The organism is Faecalicatena faecalis, assembly GCF_012524165.2.
In the GTDB taxonomy this organism is placed as follows: domain Bacteria; phylum Bacillota; class Clostridia; order Lachnospirales; family Lachnospiraceae; genus Faecalicatena_A; species Faecalicatena_A faecalis.
In genome coordinates this window covers 547,947-566,350 of sequence record NZ_JABACJ020000001.1, presented here as the reverse complement: position 1 = coordinate 566,350, position 18,404 = coordinate 547,947, and the positions used below count along the sequence as shown (strand labels likewise).

The following is an 18,404-nucleotide window of genomic DNA, read 5'->3' as shown; positions in this document are numbered from 1 at the left end:
TTATAAGGCTTTTCGCCTTTCCTTAAATTTCTTGTACGCCCTTTTTACGCCCTTTTTTTGAAACTGGCGGCGTAGCCTGTTGAAATTGGCGTATGGCGTTTACCAGTGATTCGTCCGTAACATGAACATATCTGTCCATTGTTGTTTTAATACTTGCGTGTCCTAAAAGCTGTTGCAGCACTTTAGGCTGTACGCCGCGCTCAATGGCGCGTGTAGCATAAGTATGTCGCAAGGCGTGCATACAAAAGCGTTTAATACCTGCTTCATCACACAATTTGTATAAGTGTGTGTCATAGGAACTGTTTTTTGCGGGTTCTCCTGTTCTCCAGTTGATAAAAACCAAATCTCGCATAACAAGGCATTTATTTTCGCCTGTCCTGCTGTCGATATACTCTAAAACCTGTGACAATGTTTCAGACTGTTTTCGTTGGTCTTTTTCATCATAGCAGCTTTTGAGAATGGAATATGCCTTATCTGTGAGAGGAATGGTACGATAACTTTTCTGCGTCTTAGGTGGTCCCGCACGCCAATATCCCTGGCTGTGTCGATACTCTAAACTTTTGTTTACTGTCAATGTCCGCTTTTTCCAATCAATAGCGTCCCAAGTCAGACCAATCAATTCAGCCGTTCTCAATCCTGTTTCCAGTAACAAGGCGTACTGCCTGTAATTATGAGAGCGTTCCGCTGCTTCCAAGAACTTCTCCTGTTCCTCAACGGTTAAGTATTTAATATCATCTACCGCACGAACGGGTTTTGTGTAGCGGACACCATTCATCGGGTGCTTTGCGATAATATCATTCATAACTGCTGATTTCAGCATGGTTCCCATTGTGATATAAGCCTGTCGAATGGTCGAGCCTGCGTAGGTAGTTTCCATTCGGTTCAGAACAGCTTTACAGTGCATGGGTTTTACATCAGCTATGCACATGGCACCTATTACGGGTTGGATATTCCATTTGTAACGCTCTTTATAATTTCTTATGGTATTCGGAGCAAGGTCACAAACGATATTCTCAATCCAGTAAGTAAACCACTTGTCTACCGTCATATCGGGAGAAGTGACGATAAGGTTATGCCGTTCCTCATATCTTGCGTCAGCAAGCCAGTTTTTCGCTTCCGGCAATGTTTCAAAATATTTCTCTTTGCGTTTGCCGTCTTTTGCGTAGTATCTTGCGGAGAATAAACCGTCCTTTCTTTGGTAAATGCCTTTGCCGCACTCTTTACCTTTAAGATTTTTTCCCATATATCGGACTCCTTTCGTATCTCAAAAGAGAGTCCAATGCAAGCATATATTATAGCATAAAGACTCTGTTTTTTCAATCTCAATAACAAGAATTGTCGATTAGATATTCATATTGTCAGCTCACGCCGGATATATTCTTCAAATTCACGACGTTTGACTAATTTTCTTGTCCCCACATATAGTACAAATGGACAATTAGGTTGCTTTAGCATGGTGTCAATCTTGTTAATTCCAATATTGCTATATTCGGCAGCTTCTTTTATGGTCAATGTCAGTTTAAGATGTATCGGTACTCTTTGTTCGCTGCCAGTTGTAACTGCTCCTTTAGTGCCTATCGCACAAGGGGCGTTCATTTTTTCTTCATTCATAAGAACATTTCCCCTTTCAATGGTTGAAACAATTAAAAACATCAGTAAAGTGGGCTATCGTCAGACGGTCGATTAGCTTCTCAACCTCACGGGAATTGCACCCCTGCGCGGTTCTCGCGCAGCCCTATCCATTGCCTGCGACGCTTTTAACGCTCGGACTGTGGCTATAAGGGAGTATCATTATGTATTTTGCGCGTCGTCGCCGACAGGCTGCTATACCTGTTTTCCGGCGTCGGTGTTGGTCGCTCGTCTATCAAGCGGGAAAATCCCGCTATAATAGGGTCATGGCGCACCCGCCGCATGGCTCGGCGCAAAAGGAACGTATCTGATTTGCCCTATGCTGCGTCGCCGTTATCTTGCGCCGCTTTCTTTTTCAAGGTACAAAAGACAGAAATATGCAAAGAGGAAAGGGGAGGAACACTTTGCGTTTATTTCTCTGTCTTAAAGGATAGGACAGCCCGCATGAGCTTTGCTTGCAGCCGTTCCCGCAAGTCCTCGTCTATGCCGTAATAGGTGTTGCCGCTTTCGTCGCGGAGCTTTCTCATAGACAGATGGGCTATGTAGCTTTGGTAATGCTGCACCACAATTTTCATGGCGTCGGGGTCGCCCTTTGTCGCGGCTAGAATGACCGGGTAGGGTAACAAGCCGCGCTCATTGTCATTACAATTCGTTCCATTCATCAGCGCGTTCCTCCAAATATCGTTTTAGCAGGTCAAAAGAGCTTGACCGTCTATACTGTACTGTGCTGCGGGGTACTTTCATAAGCTCCGCGATTTCAGTGTCGGTCATGCTGAAAAAGTAGTACAGTAAAACGGCTTGCCGCTTTTCTTCCGGCAGGGAGCGCATTGCTTCGGCAAGCAGCTTCGCCGTAATCTTCAAACCGCCTGCACAAAAAGCGTCCTCGTCCTCATTGACAAAATATCTGTCAACGGTATAAAGCTGCTTTTCCTCATGCGGGGCAAGGTCTGAAAAGTTGACTTCGTGCTTTTGCCGACTTCTGCTTTCCCGGCAGGCGTCAATCAGTTCGTTGCGTAGCGTGCGTTTGCAGTACGCATTAAACTCACATCTTGTCTGCCATTCCAACCGATTAGGGTAATCCATGTTCTCACCCCCTTTCGTCCCGGGGGCGGGTTATTTATCCCCTTTCGGCTGCCTTCCACGGACGCACCGCAGATTTGCCAAACGGAATAGAAAAGTTTTTCAAAAAAGTTTTGAAAAACACAAAATGCGCCCGTCCGCAAGACGCGGACGGGCGCAAAGGAAATGTATGCAGTATTTAGGTGATTTGACAGTTCATATTCGTAGCCGGAATACCCCGACGGCGGGTGATAGCTTTTTTTGACCGTAGATTATTCGGTGGGTTAGTGTAAATAAAAATGGACACGACGCTACCTCCATAGATACCGCCGTATCCTAAAAAAGGGCGACTTTAATACCCCCTCCGTAACTCAATTTTTCAAAAAAGGAAACGGCGGTCTTGTTTGTTATTTCAAAACCGCCGTACTGCTGCCCTTAATGTTCGGCAGTTTCGCTTTCGTTTTCAAAACGCATTTTCAATTTTTGATAATAGTTCTTAACACTTTTATCACCGTCATTATCGAGAAACAGGCAATAAGGCAACCGTTAGATACTTTTGAAATACGTTTATTGCACTTTTCTCTTTGCTCATGAGAGCCACCCCCTTTAGAACCCCAATTTGTGCAGCAGCTTTTCAACATCAGCAGCTTTAAGTACCTTACCCATTGCAACTACTTTTTCATTAACGACGAGGGCGGGCATACTCATTGCACCGTACCCCACGACCTTTTGCAAATCAGTTATATACTCCACTTCTACATCAAGTCCCATGCTTTTAACCGCCGCCTTTGCCTGTTCGTATTGTTCATGGCAGGAAGCGCAACCCACGCCAAGAACTTTGACGCTCATTGCCCCATCCTCAATTTTTACCTTGTTTGCGTCCTCTTCTGTCGCTTCAAAAGTCGCACAATCACTTTGACAAGCGCAAGCGGGAATGTTTTTTTCTTCGTCTTTCTTCTTACCAAAACCAAATAATGCCATTTTCTTTACCTCCAAATATTATTTTTGTTAAAATGCAAGCCAAAACATATCCTTTGCACAAAGCCTACAAGTCAAAATGTCAATTACAGGATACCAATTCTTTGCCATGTTCTTATACCTCCCTCACACAATTAGATATTGTATTGCATTAAAGAAATATCCCACAATGATAATGCCAACGGTACATATTGCAATGAAGATACCGAGCAACTTCGGCTTAACTGCCTTTCGCAACATGATTACGGACGGGAGCGAAAGCGTGGTAACGCCCATCATAAAGGACAGGACAACGCCAAGCTGTGCGCCCTTTGCAAGTAGGGCTTCTGCAATCGGAATTGTGCCGAAAATATCCGCATACATGGGAACGCCCGCAATCGTCGCAAGGATTACGCCAAAGGGATTACCCGTACCAAGCACTTTGACAATAAAATCTTCGGGTATCCAATCATGGATAAATGCACCGATACCTACGCCAATCAGTACATAGGGGGCAACCTTTTTTGCTGTTGCTAAAACCTGCTCCCATGCGTATTTGATACGGTCTTTGAAGTGTAGTTCTTCCTGCGGAACATCAAGGGTATTTGCATTGCGGATAAAACCCTCAACGTAGTTTTCAAGATGTAATTTCTCAATCAACGTGCCGCCCACAACGGCAATCACTAATCCAAGCACTACATAAAGGACAGCGACTTTCCAACCGAAAATGCTCATAAGAAGCACAAGAGAGCCGAGGTCTACCATAGGGGAAGAAATCAGAAATGAGAACGTAACCCCAAGCGGCAATCCCGCGCTTGTAAATCCGATAAATAGCGGAATGGAAGAACAGGAACAAAACGGCGTTACTGTTCCGAGCAGCGCGGCGATACAGTTTGCACCCACACCATGAAATCTACCAAGTATCTTTTTTGTTCTTTCCGGCGGGAAGTAGCTTTGTATGTAGGATATAATCAAAATCAGCACGCCGAGCAGCACCATGATTTTGATTGTGTCGTAGATGAAAAACTGAACGCTGCCGCCGACTTTCCCGGCGGTATCTAATCCGCAAGCATTCAATAAATCACCTATCAAACGATTGAGCCAACTCATACCCAAAAGTTCGGTTTGTAAGAAATCCCAAATTGACTTTACAGTTTGCATAAACATAGACCTCCTTAAAATCGACACATTGCAATTTGTCGATATATTAGTTTTTGTATAAGCCGCTTGCTGCCTACAAGCGGCTTATTGTTTACAGGAACAATTATCCGAACAACCGGGAGAGAACTCCGTTATTTCGTCCAACAACTCTTTTGCTTTTTGTACTCCTTGCGGGTCAAAGGAATAATGCGTCCATTTGCCCTCTTTACGTCCCCGGACAATTCCTGCGTCGCAAAGTATTTTCATGTGATGTGATAGCGTCGGCTGCCCTATATGCAACTCGTCAAGCAATTCGCAAGCGCATTTTTCCCCGCCTTTGAGTAGCCCTAAAATCGTTAATCTATTCGCATCGCAAAAGGACTTGAAAATCCTTGCGCGTTTCTCATTCTCTGTCAAGCAATTCACCTCCTTGCTCTTGTATTATACCCATCATATCGAAGTTTGTCAATGCGTTTTTGGAAAGTTTACAACCGCTTTTGTATAATCGGCATTATTTAAGCTAACACTATGAACTGTGTAGACATATTCAAAAAGAAAGGGGAACAGTAAAATGTAAGAGGGTGAATGAAAATGGCTAAACGACCAGTACCACTATATGACTTTAAGGCGTTCGGGGCAGCCATAAAAGCCGCGAGAAAAGAATACGGAGAGAGCCGCAAAACGGTAAGCGACGCGCTCTATATATCCCCGCGCTATCTTGCGAATATCGAGAACAAGGGACAACAGCCGAGCCTGCAAGTTTTCTATGACCTTGTTACTCGTTATCATATTTCGGTAGACCAGTTTTTCTTTCCGAATGATAACGCCGAGAAGTCCACGCAGCGGCGGCAGCTTGATACTCTGCTTGACAGCATGAGCGATAACGGTTTGCGTATCGTTGCGGCTACGGCAAAGGAAATAACGGAAGTCGAAAAAGACAATGACTAAAACTGAATATGCACTAAGAACGCTATGGAAACGCTGTGTTTCTATGGCGTTTTTCTTTTCCTGCGGGTGTCTTTGGCAAAATCCCGTCTTTATCGTGGAAGAAAGCGAAAAGATGAATAGCAAGCATAGGAAGCGGGTACCCACTTCCGTATTTTGCCTGCCCTGCTCTGCGGCAGCGTCGGCAAAATTGCTTGTTGGGAAGTGTCCCAAACCCTCGGAATGGAAAGGAGCGTCAAAGCATGGACGGACGAAAAAGAACAGTACAAATCAAGTTCAGAGTAACGGAAGCAGAACGGGATTTAATAGAAGAAAAAATGAAGCTGATACCCACCCGGAACATGGCGGCGTATCTGCGGAAGATTGCCATTGACGGGTATATCCTGCAAGTAGACCACACCGACATAAAAGCTATGACAGCGGAGATACAGAAAATCGGTGTCAACGTCAATCAGATTGCAAAGCGTGTGAACAGTACAGGCAGCGTCTACCAAGAGGACATAGAAGAAATAAAGGGGGTGCTTGCGGAAATATGGCGGTTACAAAGATTAAGCCTATTAAAGGAACGCTGAACAAAGCCCTTGACTATATCCAAAATCCCGCAAAGACTGATGAAAAAATACTTGTGTCCTCGTTTGGCTGCGCCTATGAAACGGCAGACATTGAGTTTGGTTTTACCCTGTCGCAGGCGTTGGATAAAGGAAACAATTTAGCCCACCATCTGATACAATCCTTTGAGCCGGGAGAGGTCGATTATCAGACCGCCCATGAAATCGGACGGCAGCTTGCAGACGCAGTAACCAAAGGGCAGCACGAATATGTTTTGACTACTCACATTGACAAAGGACATATCCATAATCATGTGATTTTCTGCGCGGTCAATTTCGTAGACCACCACAAGTACAATTCCAACAAGCGCAGCTATTACGGCATACGGAACATGAGCGATAAGCTGTGCCGGGAACACGGCTTGTCTGTTATCACTCCGAGCAGAGGTAGCAAGGGAAAAAGCTATGCAGAGTATCAAGCGGAGAAAACGGGTACAAGCTATAAAGGCAAGCTAAAAATTGCCGTGGACGCGCTTATTCCCCAAGTATCAGATTTTGAGGAATTGCTTTCAAAATTACAGGCGGCGGGCTATGAGATAAAGCCGGGAAAATATATCTCCTGCCGCGCTCCCGGACAGGAACGGTTTACCCGATTGAAAACCCTCGGCGCAGATTATACAGAGGAAGCTATCAGTGAACGGATAAGCGGCAAACGCGCCCACGCTGCGAAAGCTCCCCGCGCAGATCGCGGCGGCGTTAGTCTGCTCATTGATATTCAGAACAGTATCAAGGCGCAGGAAAGCCGGGGCTATGAGCAATGGGCAAAAATCCATAATCTGAAACAGGCAGCTAAAACCATGAATTTCTTGACGGAACACAAGATTGAGCAGTACGCAGAGCTGACAGCGAAAATCGCGGAAGTTACCGCAGCAAGCGAACAGGCAGCGGACAGCTTAAAAGAGGTTGAAAAGCGACTTACCGATATGACGCTGCTTATCAAGCATATCACTACCTATCAAAAGACAAAGCCTGCCTATGCTGCATACCGCAAGGCAAAGGATAAGGATAAATACCGGGCAGCCCATGAGAGCGATATAATTCTCCATGAAGCAGCGGCAAAGACAATCAAGGCAGCGGGTATCTCCAAGCTCCCAAGCATTACCGCCCTGCAAGTAGAGTACGCAGCACTTCAAAAACAAAAAGAAGCCCTGTATGCCGACTATGGAAAACTGAAAAAGCAAGTCAAGGAATACGACGTTATCAAGCAGAACATCGACAGTATTTTGAAAGTGGAACGTCAGCCGGAACGGGCAAAAGAAACCGAGCGCGGATAAATAAGCATAAAAAAGAACGGACGCGGCAGCCGATATGTTGGCCACCGCGCCCGTTTTCTCATAGGTGCAGCTTTTGAAATGTTACGCAGTAGAACCGCGATTTTAGGGGTAAAGGTATCAATCCTTTACCTCTTTGTTTTTGTGTCCGAAAAACCCTGCAAGCAAAGGCTTTTTTCGCCCCTACTGCGTAACAAGAGTACGCTTTTTTCTCATGCGCTCGGCTGCCTGTCTGCGGGTAATGCGCTTGCGGCAATCCGGGCAGTATTTGACGCTGTTTGACTTCGACGCAAAGGACGCACCGCACACGATACACTTTCGCATATCGTCGGTATGGTAAAGCTCCGCAAAGAGCAGCTTATCAAGAGGAAGTACGGCAATCCGAAACCACTTACAGAGCAGCGAATAGGAAATGAGCTGCGGGCATACGCAAGTGTCCCCGTCGTCTAGTAAAATACAGTTGCCATTCTCGCAGTTGCAGCACTCCTTTTTCACAAGGGTGTTTACCTTGCGGCTTTGTCGCGGCGACAGCCGCTTAATCCCGGTCATACTTCATCAGCAGGATAAACGGCAAGCTCCCTGTACTCGGCTTCGGTCAGCGCGCCTACTTTGGAAAGGGTGCGCTTTGCAAGCTCCCGTAATCCCGCGTCCATGTAAGGCAGCGCAGCGGTCATGTCCTCTATAAGCTGCGCCTTGCTTCCCTCATGGTAAATGCTCAAAAGGTTTGTTTCCTCAACAGTAAATCTATTCATGCTCATACCTCCAAATCGTGATTTTTTCTTTTTGCCGCTGCCTTTTTCGGGGCGGCTGTTTTCTTGTCTGCGGTAAGCTGCGCCCGGACAGAGGGGCGCGCTTTTCGGATATTCCGGCTTCTGTCCTCGCTTTTGTCTAAAAATGCAAAAGTGCCATGTCTGCCCTCAATCTTAGAAAAAGAAAGTGTTTTGTATGGCAGCATAGCAAACAGACGGTCGGTGTCCTTTGTAGAGGCTAACTGCATAAAGTAAGGCGAAAGCTCCACCATGAAATGTGTTTTGTTGGGGCTGTTAGGGCTGTCCTGCCGCTTCATTTCCGCTACAATGCGCTGTGCTTCGGCTTCAATCCGGCTGTCATGCAATGCGGTAATATGCGCCTTGAAATCCCCCGGCTTTAAGCGGTCATAGCTGCGCTTTTCCTCCCGCATGAGAAAATGCAATGCTTCCGGGTCATTAGGCTGCGCTTCAAAGCGTTCAAACTTCCCAAGCTGCGGGTCGGGATTGCCGTCAAGATACTGTCCGGCGGGCTGCACCCGTTCTCCATGCTCATAGAGCAGCGTGTAATTATCTGCGGGTAATGCCTGTTCCTTAACGTGCCGGAAATGCTGCGGATAGTCAAGCTCATAGAGATTGCCTTTGATTTTTCCGTTTACAATCCCGGTCAGCTCCACCGCATAGGCAAGGACTTTATCGCGCGTCTGTTCCCCGTAAAACCGCCATGTGTTATGCTGTCTTGTGCCTTTTAGAAAAACGTCGCGCTCCCGGAAGCAGCTCGTCCCGGACGGGCGGGAAAACCATAAAAGCCGCCTGTCCTCGGCTGTGGGGCTTGCCGCCGCTTTCTGTAAAATGTTTCTATCAAGGTCAAAATCATTCTGATAAAAAGCGGTATTCTGTTTCATAATCGCTTCAAGGGAAGTGATAACGTCCACATCTTCAAACTTATTCATAGGTCAGCTCCTTTCCAAGTCCTGCGATTTTTGCTTCGTGGGTTTCTTCTTTCCCGCCCGTTCCTTATCCGCTTTGAGCTGCGCCCGGATAGAGGGCTTCTCTTTGCCGCGTTCTTTGTCTGCCTTAATCGCTTCCGCAAGGTCAACAAGGGAAATTTGTTCCCCGGCTTTTACCTTTGCTTCCAGTTCGTCAACAGTAGGGGTGTTGTTGATGATACCGTCAAAGCTGTTGTCATTCTGCTCGATTGTGTCCTCAACGTGCTTTAGCGGGTTTATCTTTTCCGGCTGTTGTGTCTGCTCCTGCAAAAACTCCGGCACTTCCTTGTAGCCGAAACTATCAACATAATGCGCCGCGTCCTGTCCGTTCTGATGAAGCACTACCACGTCGGAAACAGAAAGGCTGTGTCCCTTAAAATCTTTCGGGTGGTCGATATTGAAACGGGTGTAAATATCTTCAAGGGAAGTACCCGGCGTAAGCTCTGCGGAATAGACAAGCTCATAGTTTGCCTTATCAACCACATTTCCCGCCGCCTGCAGGCGGTCGTAAGGCTCAAAGCGGAAGTCCCGCGTTTCGTCCCCTTGCTTTAGCTGATAAATGGAAAAGGTGTCTTTGTCGGCTTCGGCTTCCTGCGCCTTTGCATATAGCTCCTTTACTTCTCCCTGCGTCAGCTCTCCGGCGTTCAGCCCGCCCATGAGTTCCCGGCATTTTGCAAGGCTGCCGATATACAGCACGTCCCCGATTTTTGCCCTGCCGTTTTCCTGCGGGAGATAGGCTTGCAGGAAAAAGCGGTCGTTGTCGCCCGTTGTGCGGGGGTTGGCTTCAATCTTATAAATGTACTCCGGCATGGCGGCTTTCTCCCTCGGCGCGTCCTGCGCCTGTTCCTGTGCCTTTTGCAGCTCTGCGATATGTCCGTCAATGGAATTGATAATCTCGGCGGCGGTGCTGCGGATTGTTTCAAGAGAGCTTTTCAGTTCGGCAAGCTCTCGTCCGGCACTCCACCCTGCAACGTACCCAAAGGAATAGTCAGAAGTATCAAGCCCGTAATGCTGGCACACGGTATAGGCGATACTTTCTGCCTGTACCTCGCGGGTGCGGCGGTCGGGTCTGTTCTCCAAGTCCTCCAAAGGGGCGTTAAGGTCAATGTCATGGAGCTTCGCATGGGCGATTTCATGGATAAGGGTTTTTAATGTTTGCAGCTCGCTCATGCCCTCATCAAGGGCAATACGTTTGTCCTCCAAATGGTAGTATCCGTGTGCGCCGCCCTCGATTTTCTCAAAAGCAACGGGAACAGGGGAAGTCTTTTCAAGGGCAGCGAAAACGTCCTTGTAATGCTCCACATCTCCAGTCAGCATATTTACGGCAATGTCGGGGATTTCCTTGCCCTCGGTCTGCGATACATCAAAGACAGATACCACCTTAAAGGCGGGGATTGTGATTTCCTTTTCTTCGGTTACGGGCTTTCCGTCCTTACCGATAATGACTTTCTGTGTCTGCGGGTCGATTTTCTCCATTTCTTTTTTAATCTTAAAGGGCGACGGTGCAAGGATTTTGATACTCTTTTGTCCTTTCATCACATTTCGCCCAAAGTTATTTTTCCATGCGGAAAATCCGGCGATAAGAGAAGCGTCGGGCTTCTGCATGGCGATCAGCAGCGTATTGTTAAAGCTGTAATTATGAAATTTTGACATAACGCGCAGATATTCCTTGTAACGCTCGCTGTCGAACAGCTCCGTAATACCCTGCTCCAAGCGGTCAGTTATTTCTTTGAGCTTTTCGGCGGGTTTCTCGGACGTTAAGACAATGGGGATAACCGGGCGTGGCTCCTGCGGCGTTGCTTCGGGAACAGCCGCCTGTAATGCCGGGGCTGCGTCCAGTTCGACGGTCGGCTGCGGGTAGCTCATAATGCGGTAGTCCTCCGGCACATCGCGCCCCTCAAAGTGTTTCTCCCATGCGTCGCCGCTTTCCACAAGGTAGCCGTATTCCGTAAAGCTGCCTTTTTCCTGTGCGGCGGCGTTTCGTCCAAAGGCGATAAGGTCAATGCTGTTTTTCCATTCAGCGGGCATTTGCACCATGCCGGATTTGTTAAGGTAATAATCGCCTAATTCGCGGGGATTATGTACTTCGGGAATATGCACGAAAAAGTCCGGGTTATAGGTTAGGTCGATTATCTGCCCGATATTCTCAAAACCGTTCTTTCGCTGTGTGGCGGCGTTCAGCGCGGCAATCCCGGAAGCGTCAAGGGTTTCCAGTCGTGCCGCAAGAAAATTCAGCTCGTCCACCTGTGCCGCGCATACCATGTCATAAGGCAGGGCAATGTGCCTGTCCTCCCGGTCAGAGTAGCCGTGAATGAAAAATTCCTGCGGGTTGTCTGCGGTAATGCCGACGTTTTTCATTGCTTCGTGAAGCTGCTCTTTTGTAGCGGGCATGGAAAGCCAGTAGCCACCCGGTTCTCCCGTTTCAAAACGGGTGCGGCTGTCAATCAGGATTGCAAACTGTTCCGTTTCCTGTCCCGGTTCGGTTCTCGGTGCAGCGGCGGGAATGTCGGCGGCGGGCTGCTTGATTTCCTCTCCCTCTACGGTGTAGCCCGGTAAGAGCTGCCCGTTTACCCTAAACTGTTCCGCGTATTCCGGCGGGATAACCGGGGAGATTTCCGTAAAAAGTTTTTCATACGCCTTGATACGCCCATTCAGATATTTTTCCATAGCCGCCCGGTCAGCAAATACCTTTCTGTCCTGTCCGGCGATTTTCGCCTGTCCGTATCCGTGGGGGCTGTTGGTGTAGACGTTCCAAGACAGCGTATAGGAATACGGGATAGACTTCTGTGCTGCCTTGTCGTAACGGGTATTTTCGTAAACATGGTAGCTCATTTTATATACCCGGTTGCTGATGGTGTGGCGGTCGTTGTCCTCGTCCTGCCACTTGTTCGCCGTATGCTTCACTTCGGGTATTCTCGCATACTCAATCGCCTTGTCAAATAGCAGGGTCTTTCCTGCCTGTTCCTCCCATGCGGAAGCCTGTACTTTCAGATTTTCAAAAACGGTCTGCTCCGCAGCCGCGCTTTCCTCCCGCAGCTTCACAAGCTCGGCAAGAGGTAAGGCGGTCAGCGGGGAAATATCCGCGCCTTTCGTGTCAAAATAGATACCGCGCTCAATCTTCATCTTGTCGGCGGCTTCCAGTCTGTCATGGTCGTATGAGGAATAACCTGTTTTCCATTCGTCCATTTGCTCGCTCCTTTCTTTTTCAATCATGCGGTGCATAAGTTCGTAGTCCTCAATGCTCATGCTTCCGTCAAATATATAAGGGTCAAAATCTTCCCCGTCCCGGTAGGGCTTTTCGGAAAAGGGAAGCCCCGCTGCATGGGCGGCGGCTCTTGCTTCCTCGATAACCTCCGGAGGAAGCCTGTCGTCATGCGCCCCGATAAAACCGTCAAGGTCGTTCATGCTGTTTTCATAGTGATAGCGCACTCCGGCGGTCAGCTCGTCAAGGCTCATATTCTCGCCTAAATGCCCGCAGTAGTAGCCGTTTAGAATAACGGCGGCGGGGTCAGCCGCTTTGATTTCCTCTAACCGGCTCCTGTCAAACGGTTCTAAAGTACCGTCCACTTCAAGATGAAACAGCTCGGCATTCCATGAACGTCCTTGTTTCCAAAATGCTACCCATGCAATACCGTCCCTAAGTTCCTCTTGATAGTCCTTTACGCTGTCGCGCAAACTTGCCATGTGTAAAACCTCCTTTCGCGTATGGCAGCGCGGACGCTGCGTTTGTGGTTACATAGTCCTACTACGGTGCGCCCGCATTTCTGCCAAAGATTTTTGAGGATTTTTAGAGGGTTTGGGAAACTTCCCAACAAGCAAAATCCCCGCCAAGCTCGGTTAGAGTGGCAGGGATTTTACGGAAGTGGGTACCCGCTTCCTATGCTTGCTATTCCAGTTGTTTGTCCTTTGAAATGGTTACTTTGTAATTCACATACTTACCGCCCGTGTCGGCTAAAAGTACCGTTCCGTCGTAGGTTTTGCCCGTTTTCGGGGAGTACAGTTTTTTGATTTTTGCCTTGCCGGATTTCAGAAGCGCGGCGGCAATCTTCGGGGTAAAGGCGGTTTTGCGTTCCTCAAAGAAGCGGTCGTTTTTCCACATGGCAAAGCTACACTCTTTGTTGGAACAGTAGTAGTTTTTCTTTCCCTCATAGACCGGGGATTTACAGCGGGGGCATTTCCCAAGCTCTGTTTTCTCTGTCTTGAAAAGCGCCTGTTTCTCGCCTAACACGGAAGCATAGGTTTTTACAAGCTCCCGCGCCATAGCTTCAATGCCCTGCATGAAAGCGGTAGGGTCAGCGTTACCCTTTGCAATCTGCGTTAGATTGTTTTCCCATGCCGCCGTAAGCTGCGGAGAAGTTAAGCTGTCCGGCAGGACGCAGACAAGGTTTGTGCCGTCTTTGGTGGGAAATAGCTGCTTGCCCTTGCGCTCGATAAAGCCGCCTTTGACTAACTTCTCAATGACGGCGGCGCGGGTGGCAGGCGTACCAAGCCCCCGGCGTTCTGCGTCCGGGTCGGTGTCCTCATTCCCGGCGCGTTCCATAGCCGACAACAGGCTTGCTTCATTGTGAGGCTTCGGGGGCGTGGTGTCATGCTCCGTAACCGCTGCGGCAGGATTTTCAAAGGTCTGCCCCTCGGTATAATCCGGCACATCTAACGCAAGTTCGTTTTCCTCGTCGTCGCTGTCGGGCTTCTTTTTGATGGTCGCCCGAAAGCGACGGTCAATGTCTTTCCACCCGGCAGCGATTACCATTTTTCCCCTTGCCGTAAAGTCATGGTCGGCGCAGGAGAAAACCGACGTTACCGCTTCGTAAACGTGCGGCGCTGCGGTCGCCATAAGCAGCCGCGCCCCGGTAAGGGTAAGGATATTTCTTTCACTTTCCGGCAGCGCGGAAAGGTCAGCTTTTGCAAGCTCTATTGTGGGGATAATGGCGTGGTGGTCGGATACTTTTTTGCTGTTCAGTACCTTTACAAGCTCCGGCGTAAAGGAAACGCCCGCCATAAAGGGCAGCTTGCCGCAGAGAAGCGTTACCATGCTTTTTGCCGTGTCGCCCATGTCGTCGGTCAGATAGTTGCTGTCCGTTCTCGGATAAGTAAGCAGCTTCTTTTCATACAAGGTCTGTGCAAGGTCAAGGGTCTGCTTTGCCGTGTACCCGTAGATACGGTTTGCTTCCCGTTGCAGAGAGGTAAGGTCAAAGAGCTTCGGCGGGGCAACGGTTTTCTTTTCACGGGTCAAGGAAGTGCAGACAGCCGCCGACGCTTCGCAGGCCGCTTTCAGTTCGCTTGCTTCATCAGCGGCGCGGATCTTCGCGCTTGCCGCTTCCGCGCCGGAAAGCATAAGGCACACATGGTAATATTTTTCTTTCTTGAAGTTCATAATGGCAGCGTCCCGGTCTACAAGCATTTTTAAGGTCGGGGTCTGCACACGTCCCACGTTCAAGGTCTTTCCATACAGGCAGGAGAAAAGGCGGGTCGCATTGATACCGATAAGCCAGTCAGCCTTTGCCCTGCATAGTGCGGAATGGTAGAGGGCGTCGTATTCCCGCCCGTCCTTCAGATTGTCAAAGCCGCTTCGGATTGCTTCGTTTTCCATTGAGGAAATCCAAAGACGGGTAAAGGGCTTCTTGCAGCCCGCTTGATGATAGACAAAGCGGAAAATCAGCTCGCCCTCGCGCCCTGCGTCGCAGGCGTTGACAACCTCGGAAACGTCGGCGCGGTGCATGAGGTCTTTTAAGATTTTGAATTGCTTTCCCTTGTCGGCAGCTACGGTGTACTGCCATTCCTGCGGCAGAATGGGTAAGCTGTCATAGCTCCACTTTTTGTACTGTTCCCCATAGGCGGCAGCTTCCGCAAGTCCTACTAAATGCCCGATACACCAAGAGATAACATAACCGTTCCCCTCGATATATCCGTCTTTCTTTTCCCTTACGCCAAGGGCGGCGGCAACCGCCGCCCCGACGCTGGGTTTCTCACAAATCACAAGTTTCATTCTTCCTCGTCCTCCTGTTCGGTGTCTGCGATGTCAGTTTCTTCCTCCGGCTCGTCCTCGTCGTATTCGTCAAAATCGAACTCGTCAAGGTCGGTGCTGCCTTTTACGTTCTGCTTCGGTTTCATAAACTTAAAGTAGTAGAGGGCTGCACCGCCGCCAAGAAGTCCCACAACAAGGAAAATCAAAAGCCCGCCCATGCCGTTTTGGGGCTGCTCCTGCTCGGTAGGTTCCTCCGGCGCGGCTTCCTTGCCTGTGCAGCTATCCATGTTGACAGAGCAGACAGGACAGGCGGTGTTGACTTCGCCCGCCTTGCATTTCTCGGTACAGTTGCAGACAGCCGGGGGCTGCTCGGTCTGTTCCTCCCCGATAATCGCCATAAGGTCGCTTTCGTCTACTTGATTTAAGAAGTGGACGGAATTTTCCCCCTCGGCTGCCCGGTCAACGATAATGTAAAAATAGTTGCCGCCTTTGCTTTTCACGACGATAAACTGCTTATCCTCGGCAGCGTCCCCGTCAATGTCGTCCACAAGGGTCATGTTGCCCTCCGGGGTAAGGGGCTGCGGTTCGGTTTCCACGATTACGCCGCTGTCGTTGGTTTCTTCCGTCGGGGTCTGTGCATAGGCGGTAACGGAAAAGCCGCCCACAAGGACAAGGGCGGCGCAAAGTGCGGTAATGCTTGCAAGGATTTTATTCTTCATTCTCGGTTTCCTCCTGTTCCTCATAGTCTGCGGGGATAGGGGCAATGCCCGGAATACCGCCGCCCGCAAGCATGGCGGTAAGCTCCTGCGGGGTCAGACGCATGGAGCGCACGAGCTGAACGATTTGCAGATTTTCCGCTTCGGTTTTCTGTGCTTCCAGTCCGCGCAGCCTGTTCTGATACTCCGTGATTTTCTCACGGGTCTTTTGGATTTCCTTTTCAATTCTTTCGATTTTACTCATAGTCATAATGATTTTTCTCCTTTCGATTTTCAAATGTGTTGTTGTATGTCAGTTCCAGTTCATCAGCCCGTACCCTTTGATACAGGCATAGTCAAGGGGATAGCTCTTAATCTTGCAGGCGTCGCCGGAATTGCCCTCCACGGTATAAACGCGGCCCTCGTCCCTGCCGATAACAAGCCCAACATGGTCTGCGCTGCCGTCTAAGTCCCAGTCAAAAAAGATAGCGTCACCGGGGGCAATGTTTTCATAGCCCCGCGCTCCCCATTGTCCGTGAGAGGTAAACCACGGAATACCCTGCGACTGGCAGGCGGCAAAACGCGGCTCGGAAAGTCCCATTTGCCCGTAGCACCAGGACACAAAACAGGCGCACCATTCCACGCGGCTGTTAAAGCCGTACCAGCTCCAATACGGATAGCCGCCCACATTTCCGACTTGCCGTTTTGCAAGGTCAACGATAGCGGTATTGCCGGGGCGCGTTCCGTTCACAAAATCCACGCCACTTAAATCCTCGGACGCGGAAGTGTCGGGAGAGCCGCCACCAAAGATAAGGGGCTTGTTCCCGCTTGTCTGTAAGTACACCCGGTACATTTCCAGTTGTTCCGGGGTCAGGTTGTTTTCCGCAATCGCAGATAGCGGTGTGTTCGTCAGCTTGATATTGAGAATGTAATAGTTGTAAGGTACTTCCACCTCATATTCGTAGGTTTCAGTGGTCGTTTCTCCCGTTTCCGGGTCGGTAACGGTGGTTGTGCCTGTCCGCGTTTCCGTCCGATAGCGTACCTCGATTTCTTCGGTCAAGGTCAGCTTGTATTGCTGCTCAAAAATCCGCTGCAATTCTGCCTGTACGTCGGCGCGGGTGTAGCTTTGGTATTTTGCGGTCAGATAGGACGCTAATTCGTGGGGGTTATGCCCGATATTCGCAAGGTCATAGCGGTACTCGTCATAGCCCGGATTGTCGCGCTCGATATTGTCAATCCTGCTTTGCAGCTCGTTTTCCAATCCGGCGTAGCTGTTTTCTACTTCCACAAGGTCGCTGTCCTCGGAGGTATAGGACGTTCCAAGCACCCCGTTTAACGCGCCGGAAAACATAGCTCCGCAGGAGGACAGCCCGGACATAACCATGATAAAGAGCAGCAGCACTCCGACAGCGATTGCCACACCCGCCGGGTGCCTTGCCACAAATGCTGCGGTCTGTTTTGTTTTCTCGGCGGCTTTGGCTGCCGCCTTGCGGGTGCGTTCTGCCGCGCCCTTGATACCCTTTGCGGTATTGCGGGCTTCCTTTGCATACTGCCGCTTGATTTTCTGCTTCTGCCAAAACCGGGAAATGGGGTTAGAGGTAAGCTGCGGGTTCTCATGCAGGGTCTTGTGATACTGAAAATCCACGTTTGCCTTGAAAGCCGCTTTTTCTGCCTTTGCCGCTTCCCGGTAGGGTTTCAGCTTATGGCTGCGGTAGCCCTGTTTGATTTTCCGCGCCCCGTACTTCAATCCCCGTTCTGCGGCTTCCTCGCTCTTGTGTGCGCCCTCCACGCCGGAATTATCCTTTTCGACAGAATGGATTTTGTTATGTACCAAAATCCCGGCTTCCTGTGCGGGGCGGGATAAGGGGCTGTGTTTCTCCTTAAATCCGGGCGGCTTGTCCTTTTCCTCAAAGTGCAGGCGGGTCTTGCCTTTCCCGGCAGCTTCGTCAAAGGTGCGCTCTTTTACAAGTTTCTTTTCTTTGGGGATAGCTGCCTTTGCCTTATCCAAGCGGTCAGCGGCTTTGTTGGATTTCCTGATGTATTTTTCAAGTTCCGGGGTGTTAAGTTCTTCCTCAGTAAACTGCAAGCGGGAAGATTTCGTTTGTGCGGTGGCTTCCTCCTGCGCCCTACGTACTGCCTTTTTACTTGCCTTGCGGGTGTGGGCAGCGTCAAGATATTCCATGACGCGCTCCGTTTTGCCTGTGTCCGCTTTGGGGGCAGCTCCCGGCGCATGGGGAAGCGGGATTGTATCAGATACCGGGTTAAGCTGTGCCGCCGCGTCCTGTGCTGTCTGTTGCTCCGGGGATTTCTGAAAATCCGCGTCCTGCGTCCGCTTGCTGATACGTTCCGTGTCTCCCGTGGTCTGATTTTCTGCGATAGCCCCGTCGCGGGTCATTTTCT

General features: G+C 49.5%; 18 protein-coding genes. 3 read left to right on the top strand and 15 right to left on the bottom strand.

The window, feature by feature from the left end; all coding sequences use genetic code 11:
• Positions 1-22: 22 nt before the first annotated feature.
• From HGO97_RS02610 to HGO97_RS02580, 7 genes are all read right to left on the bottom strand, one after another.
• Positions 23-1,243 (bottom strand): tyrosine-type recombinase/integrase, encoded by a 1,221-nt coding sequence (locus HGO97_RS02610; RefSeq protein ID WP_216239125.1) that lies wholly within the window; start codon positions 1,241-1,243, stop codon positions 23-25.
• A 107-nt stretch (positions 1,244-1,350) separates the two neighbouring features.
• Complete coding sequence (locus tag HGO97_RS02605) at positions 1,351-1,611, bottom strand: excisionase (protein ID WP_329735910.1); 261 nt, start codon at positions 1,609-1,611, stop codon at positions 1,351-1,353.
• A gap of 428 nt (positions 1,612-2,039) precedes the next feature.
• Entirely contained in the window at positions 2,040-2,291 is a 252-nt protein-coding gene (locus HGO97_RS02600; RefSeq protein ID WP_173899603.1) for a helix-turn-helix domain-containing protein, read from the bottom strand.
• Positions 2,272-2,712: an RNA polymerase sigma factor gene (locus tag HGO97_RS02595; RefSeq protein ID WP_173899602.1), complete on the bottom strand. Its 441-nt coding sequence runs from the start codon at positions 2,710-2,712 to the stop codon at positions 2,272-2,274. Before HGO97_RS02595 ends, HGO97_RS02600 begins: the two co-directional genes overlap by 20 nt.
• 582 nt (positions 2,713-3,294) lie before the next feature.
• Positions 3,295-3,669: a thioredoxin family protein gene (locus HGO97_RS02590; protein ID WP_069986858.1), complete on the bottom strand. Its 375-nt coding sequence runs from the start codon at positions 3,667-3,669 to the stop codon at positions 3,295-3,297.
• A 123-nt stretch (positions 3,670-3,792) separates the two neighbouring features.
• On the bottom strand, positions 3,793-4,806 hold the full coding sequence (locus HGO97_RS02585; protein WP_216239122.1) for a permease: 1,014 nt from the start codon (positions 4,804-4,806) through the stop codon (positions 3,793-3,795).
• An 84-nt stretch (positions 4,807-4,890) separates the two neighbouring features.
• The gene (locus tag HGO97_RS02580; RefSeq protein WP_033120020.1) at positions 4,891-5,202 is read right to left on the bottom strand and encodes an ArsR/SmtB family transcription factor; all 312 of its coding nucleotides are present in this window, start codon (positions 5,200-5,202) and stop codon (positions 4,891-4,893) included.
• A gap of 174 nt (positions 5,203-5,376) precedes the next feature.
• Here HGO97_RS02580 and HGO97_RS02575 point away from each other — a divergent pair, with 174 nt between their 5' ends.
• From HGO97_RS02575 to HGO97_RS02565, 3 genes are all read left to right on the top strand, one after another.
• Positions 5,377-5,733: a helix-turn-helix transcriptional regulator gene (locus HGO97_RS02575; RefSeq protein WP_069987137.1), complete on the top strand. Its 357-nt coding sequence runs from the start codon at positions 5,377-5,379 to the stop codon at positions 5,731-5,733.
• Between the two features lie 239 nt (positions 5,734-5,972).
• Entirely contained in the window at positions 5,973-6,302 is a 330-nt protein-coding gene (locus tag HGO97_RS02570; RefSeq protein WP_069986856.1) for a plasmid mobilization protein, read from the top strand.
• Entirely contained in the window at positions 6,263-7,612 is a 1,350-nt protein-coding gene (locus tag HGO97_RS02565) for a relaxase/mobilization nuclease domain-containing protein (protein WP_069986855.1), read from the top strand. The genes HGO97_RS02570 and HGO97_RS02565 overlap by 40 nt, the downstream gene beginning before the upstream one ends.
• A 180-nt stretch (positions 7,613-7,792) precedes the next feature.
• Here the strand turns inward: HGO97_RS02565 and HGO97_RS02560 are convergent, their stop codons facing one another.
• The 8 genes from HGO97_RS02560 to HGO97_RS02525 all read right to left on the bottom strand — a co-directional run bounded on the left by HGO97_RS02560 (position 7,793) and on the right by HGO97_RS02525 (position 18,399).
• Positions 7,793-8,158, bottom strand: coding sequence for a cysteine-rich VLP domain-containing protein (locus HGO97_RS02560; protein ID WP_076939100.1), 366 nt, complete (start codon positions 8,156-8,158; stop codon positions 7,793-7,795).
• Entirely contained in the window at positions 8,155-8,367 is a 213-nt protein-coding gene (locus tag HGO97_RS02555; RefSeq protein ID WP_083256317.1) for a transposon-transfer assisting family protein, read from the bottom strand. Before HGO97_RS02555 ends, HGO97_RS02560 begins: the two co-directional genes overlap by 4 nt.
• A complete protein-coding gene (locus HGO97_RS02550) occupies positions 8,364-9,308 on the bottom strand; it encodes a hypothetical protein (protein WP_069986853.1) in 945 nt (314 codons plus the stop codon). Before HGO97_RS02550 ends, HGO97_RS02555 begins: the two co-directional genes overlap by 4 nt.
• A 3-nt stretch (positions 9,309-9,311) precedes the next feature.
• Positions 9,312-13,028, bottom strand: coding sequence for a YodL domain-containing protein (locus HGO97_RS02545; protein ID WP_216239120.1), 3,717 nt, complete (start codon positions 13,026-13,028; stop codon positions 9,312-9,314).
• A gap of 202 nt (positions 13,029-13,230) precedes the next feature.
• Positions 13,231-15,330 carry a DNA topoisomerase 3 gene (locus HGO97_RS02540; RefSeq protein ID WP_216239119.1) on the bottom strand — a complete coding sequence of 700 codons (2,100 nt, stop codon included), beginning with the start codon at positions 15,328-15,330 and terminating at the stop codon, positions 13,231-13,233.
• Positions 15,327-16,028 carry a DUF4366 domain-containing protein gene (locus tag HGO97_RS02535; protein ID WP_069986851.1) on the bottom strand — a complete coding sequence of 234 codons (702 nt, stop codon included), beginning with the start codon at positions 16,026-16,028 and terminating at the stop codon, positions 15,327-15,329. The genes HGO97_RS02540 and HGO97_RS02535 overlap by 4 nt, the downstream gene beginning before the upstream one ends.
• Positions 16,018-16,275, bottom strand: coding sequence for a DUF4315 family protein (locus tag HGO97_RS02530; protein ID WP_216239117.1), 258 nt, complete (start codon positions 16,273-16,275; stop codon positions 16,018-16,020). Before HGO97_RS02530 ends, HGO97_RS02535 begins: the two co-directional genes overlap by 11 nt.
• Positions 16,276-16,317: 42 nt before the next feature.
• Complete coding sequence (locus HGO97_RS02525) at positions 16,318-18,399, bottom strand: CHAP domain-containing protein (protein ID WP_069987135.1); 2,082 nt, start codon at positions 18,397-18,399, stop codon at positions 16,318-16,320.
• Between the last annotated feature and the right edge of the window lie 5 nt (positions 18,400-18,404).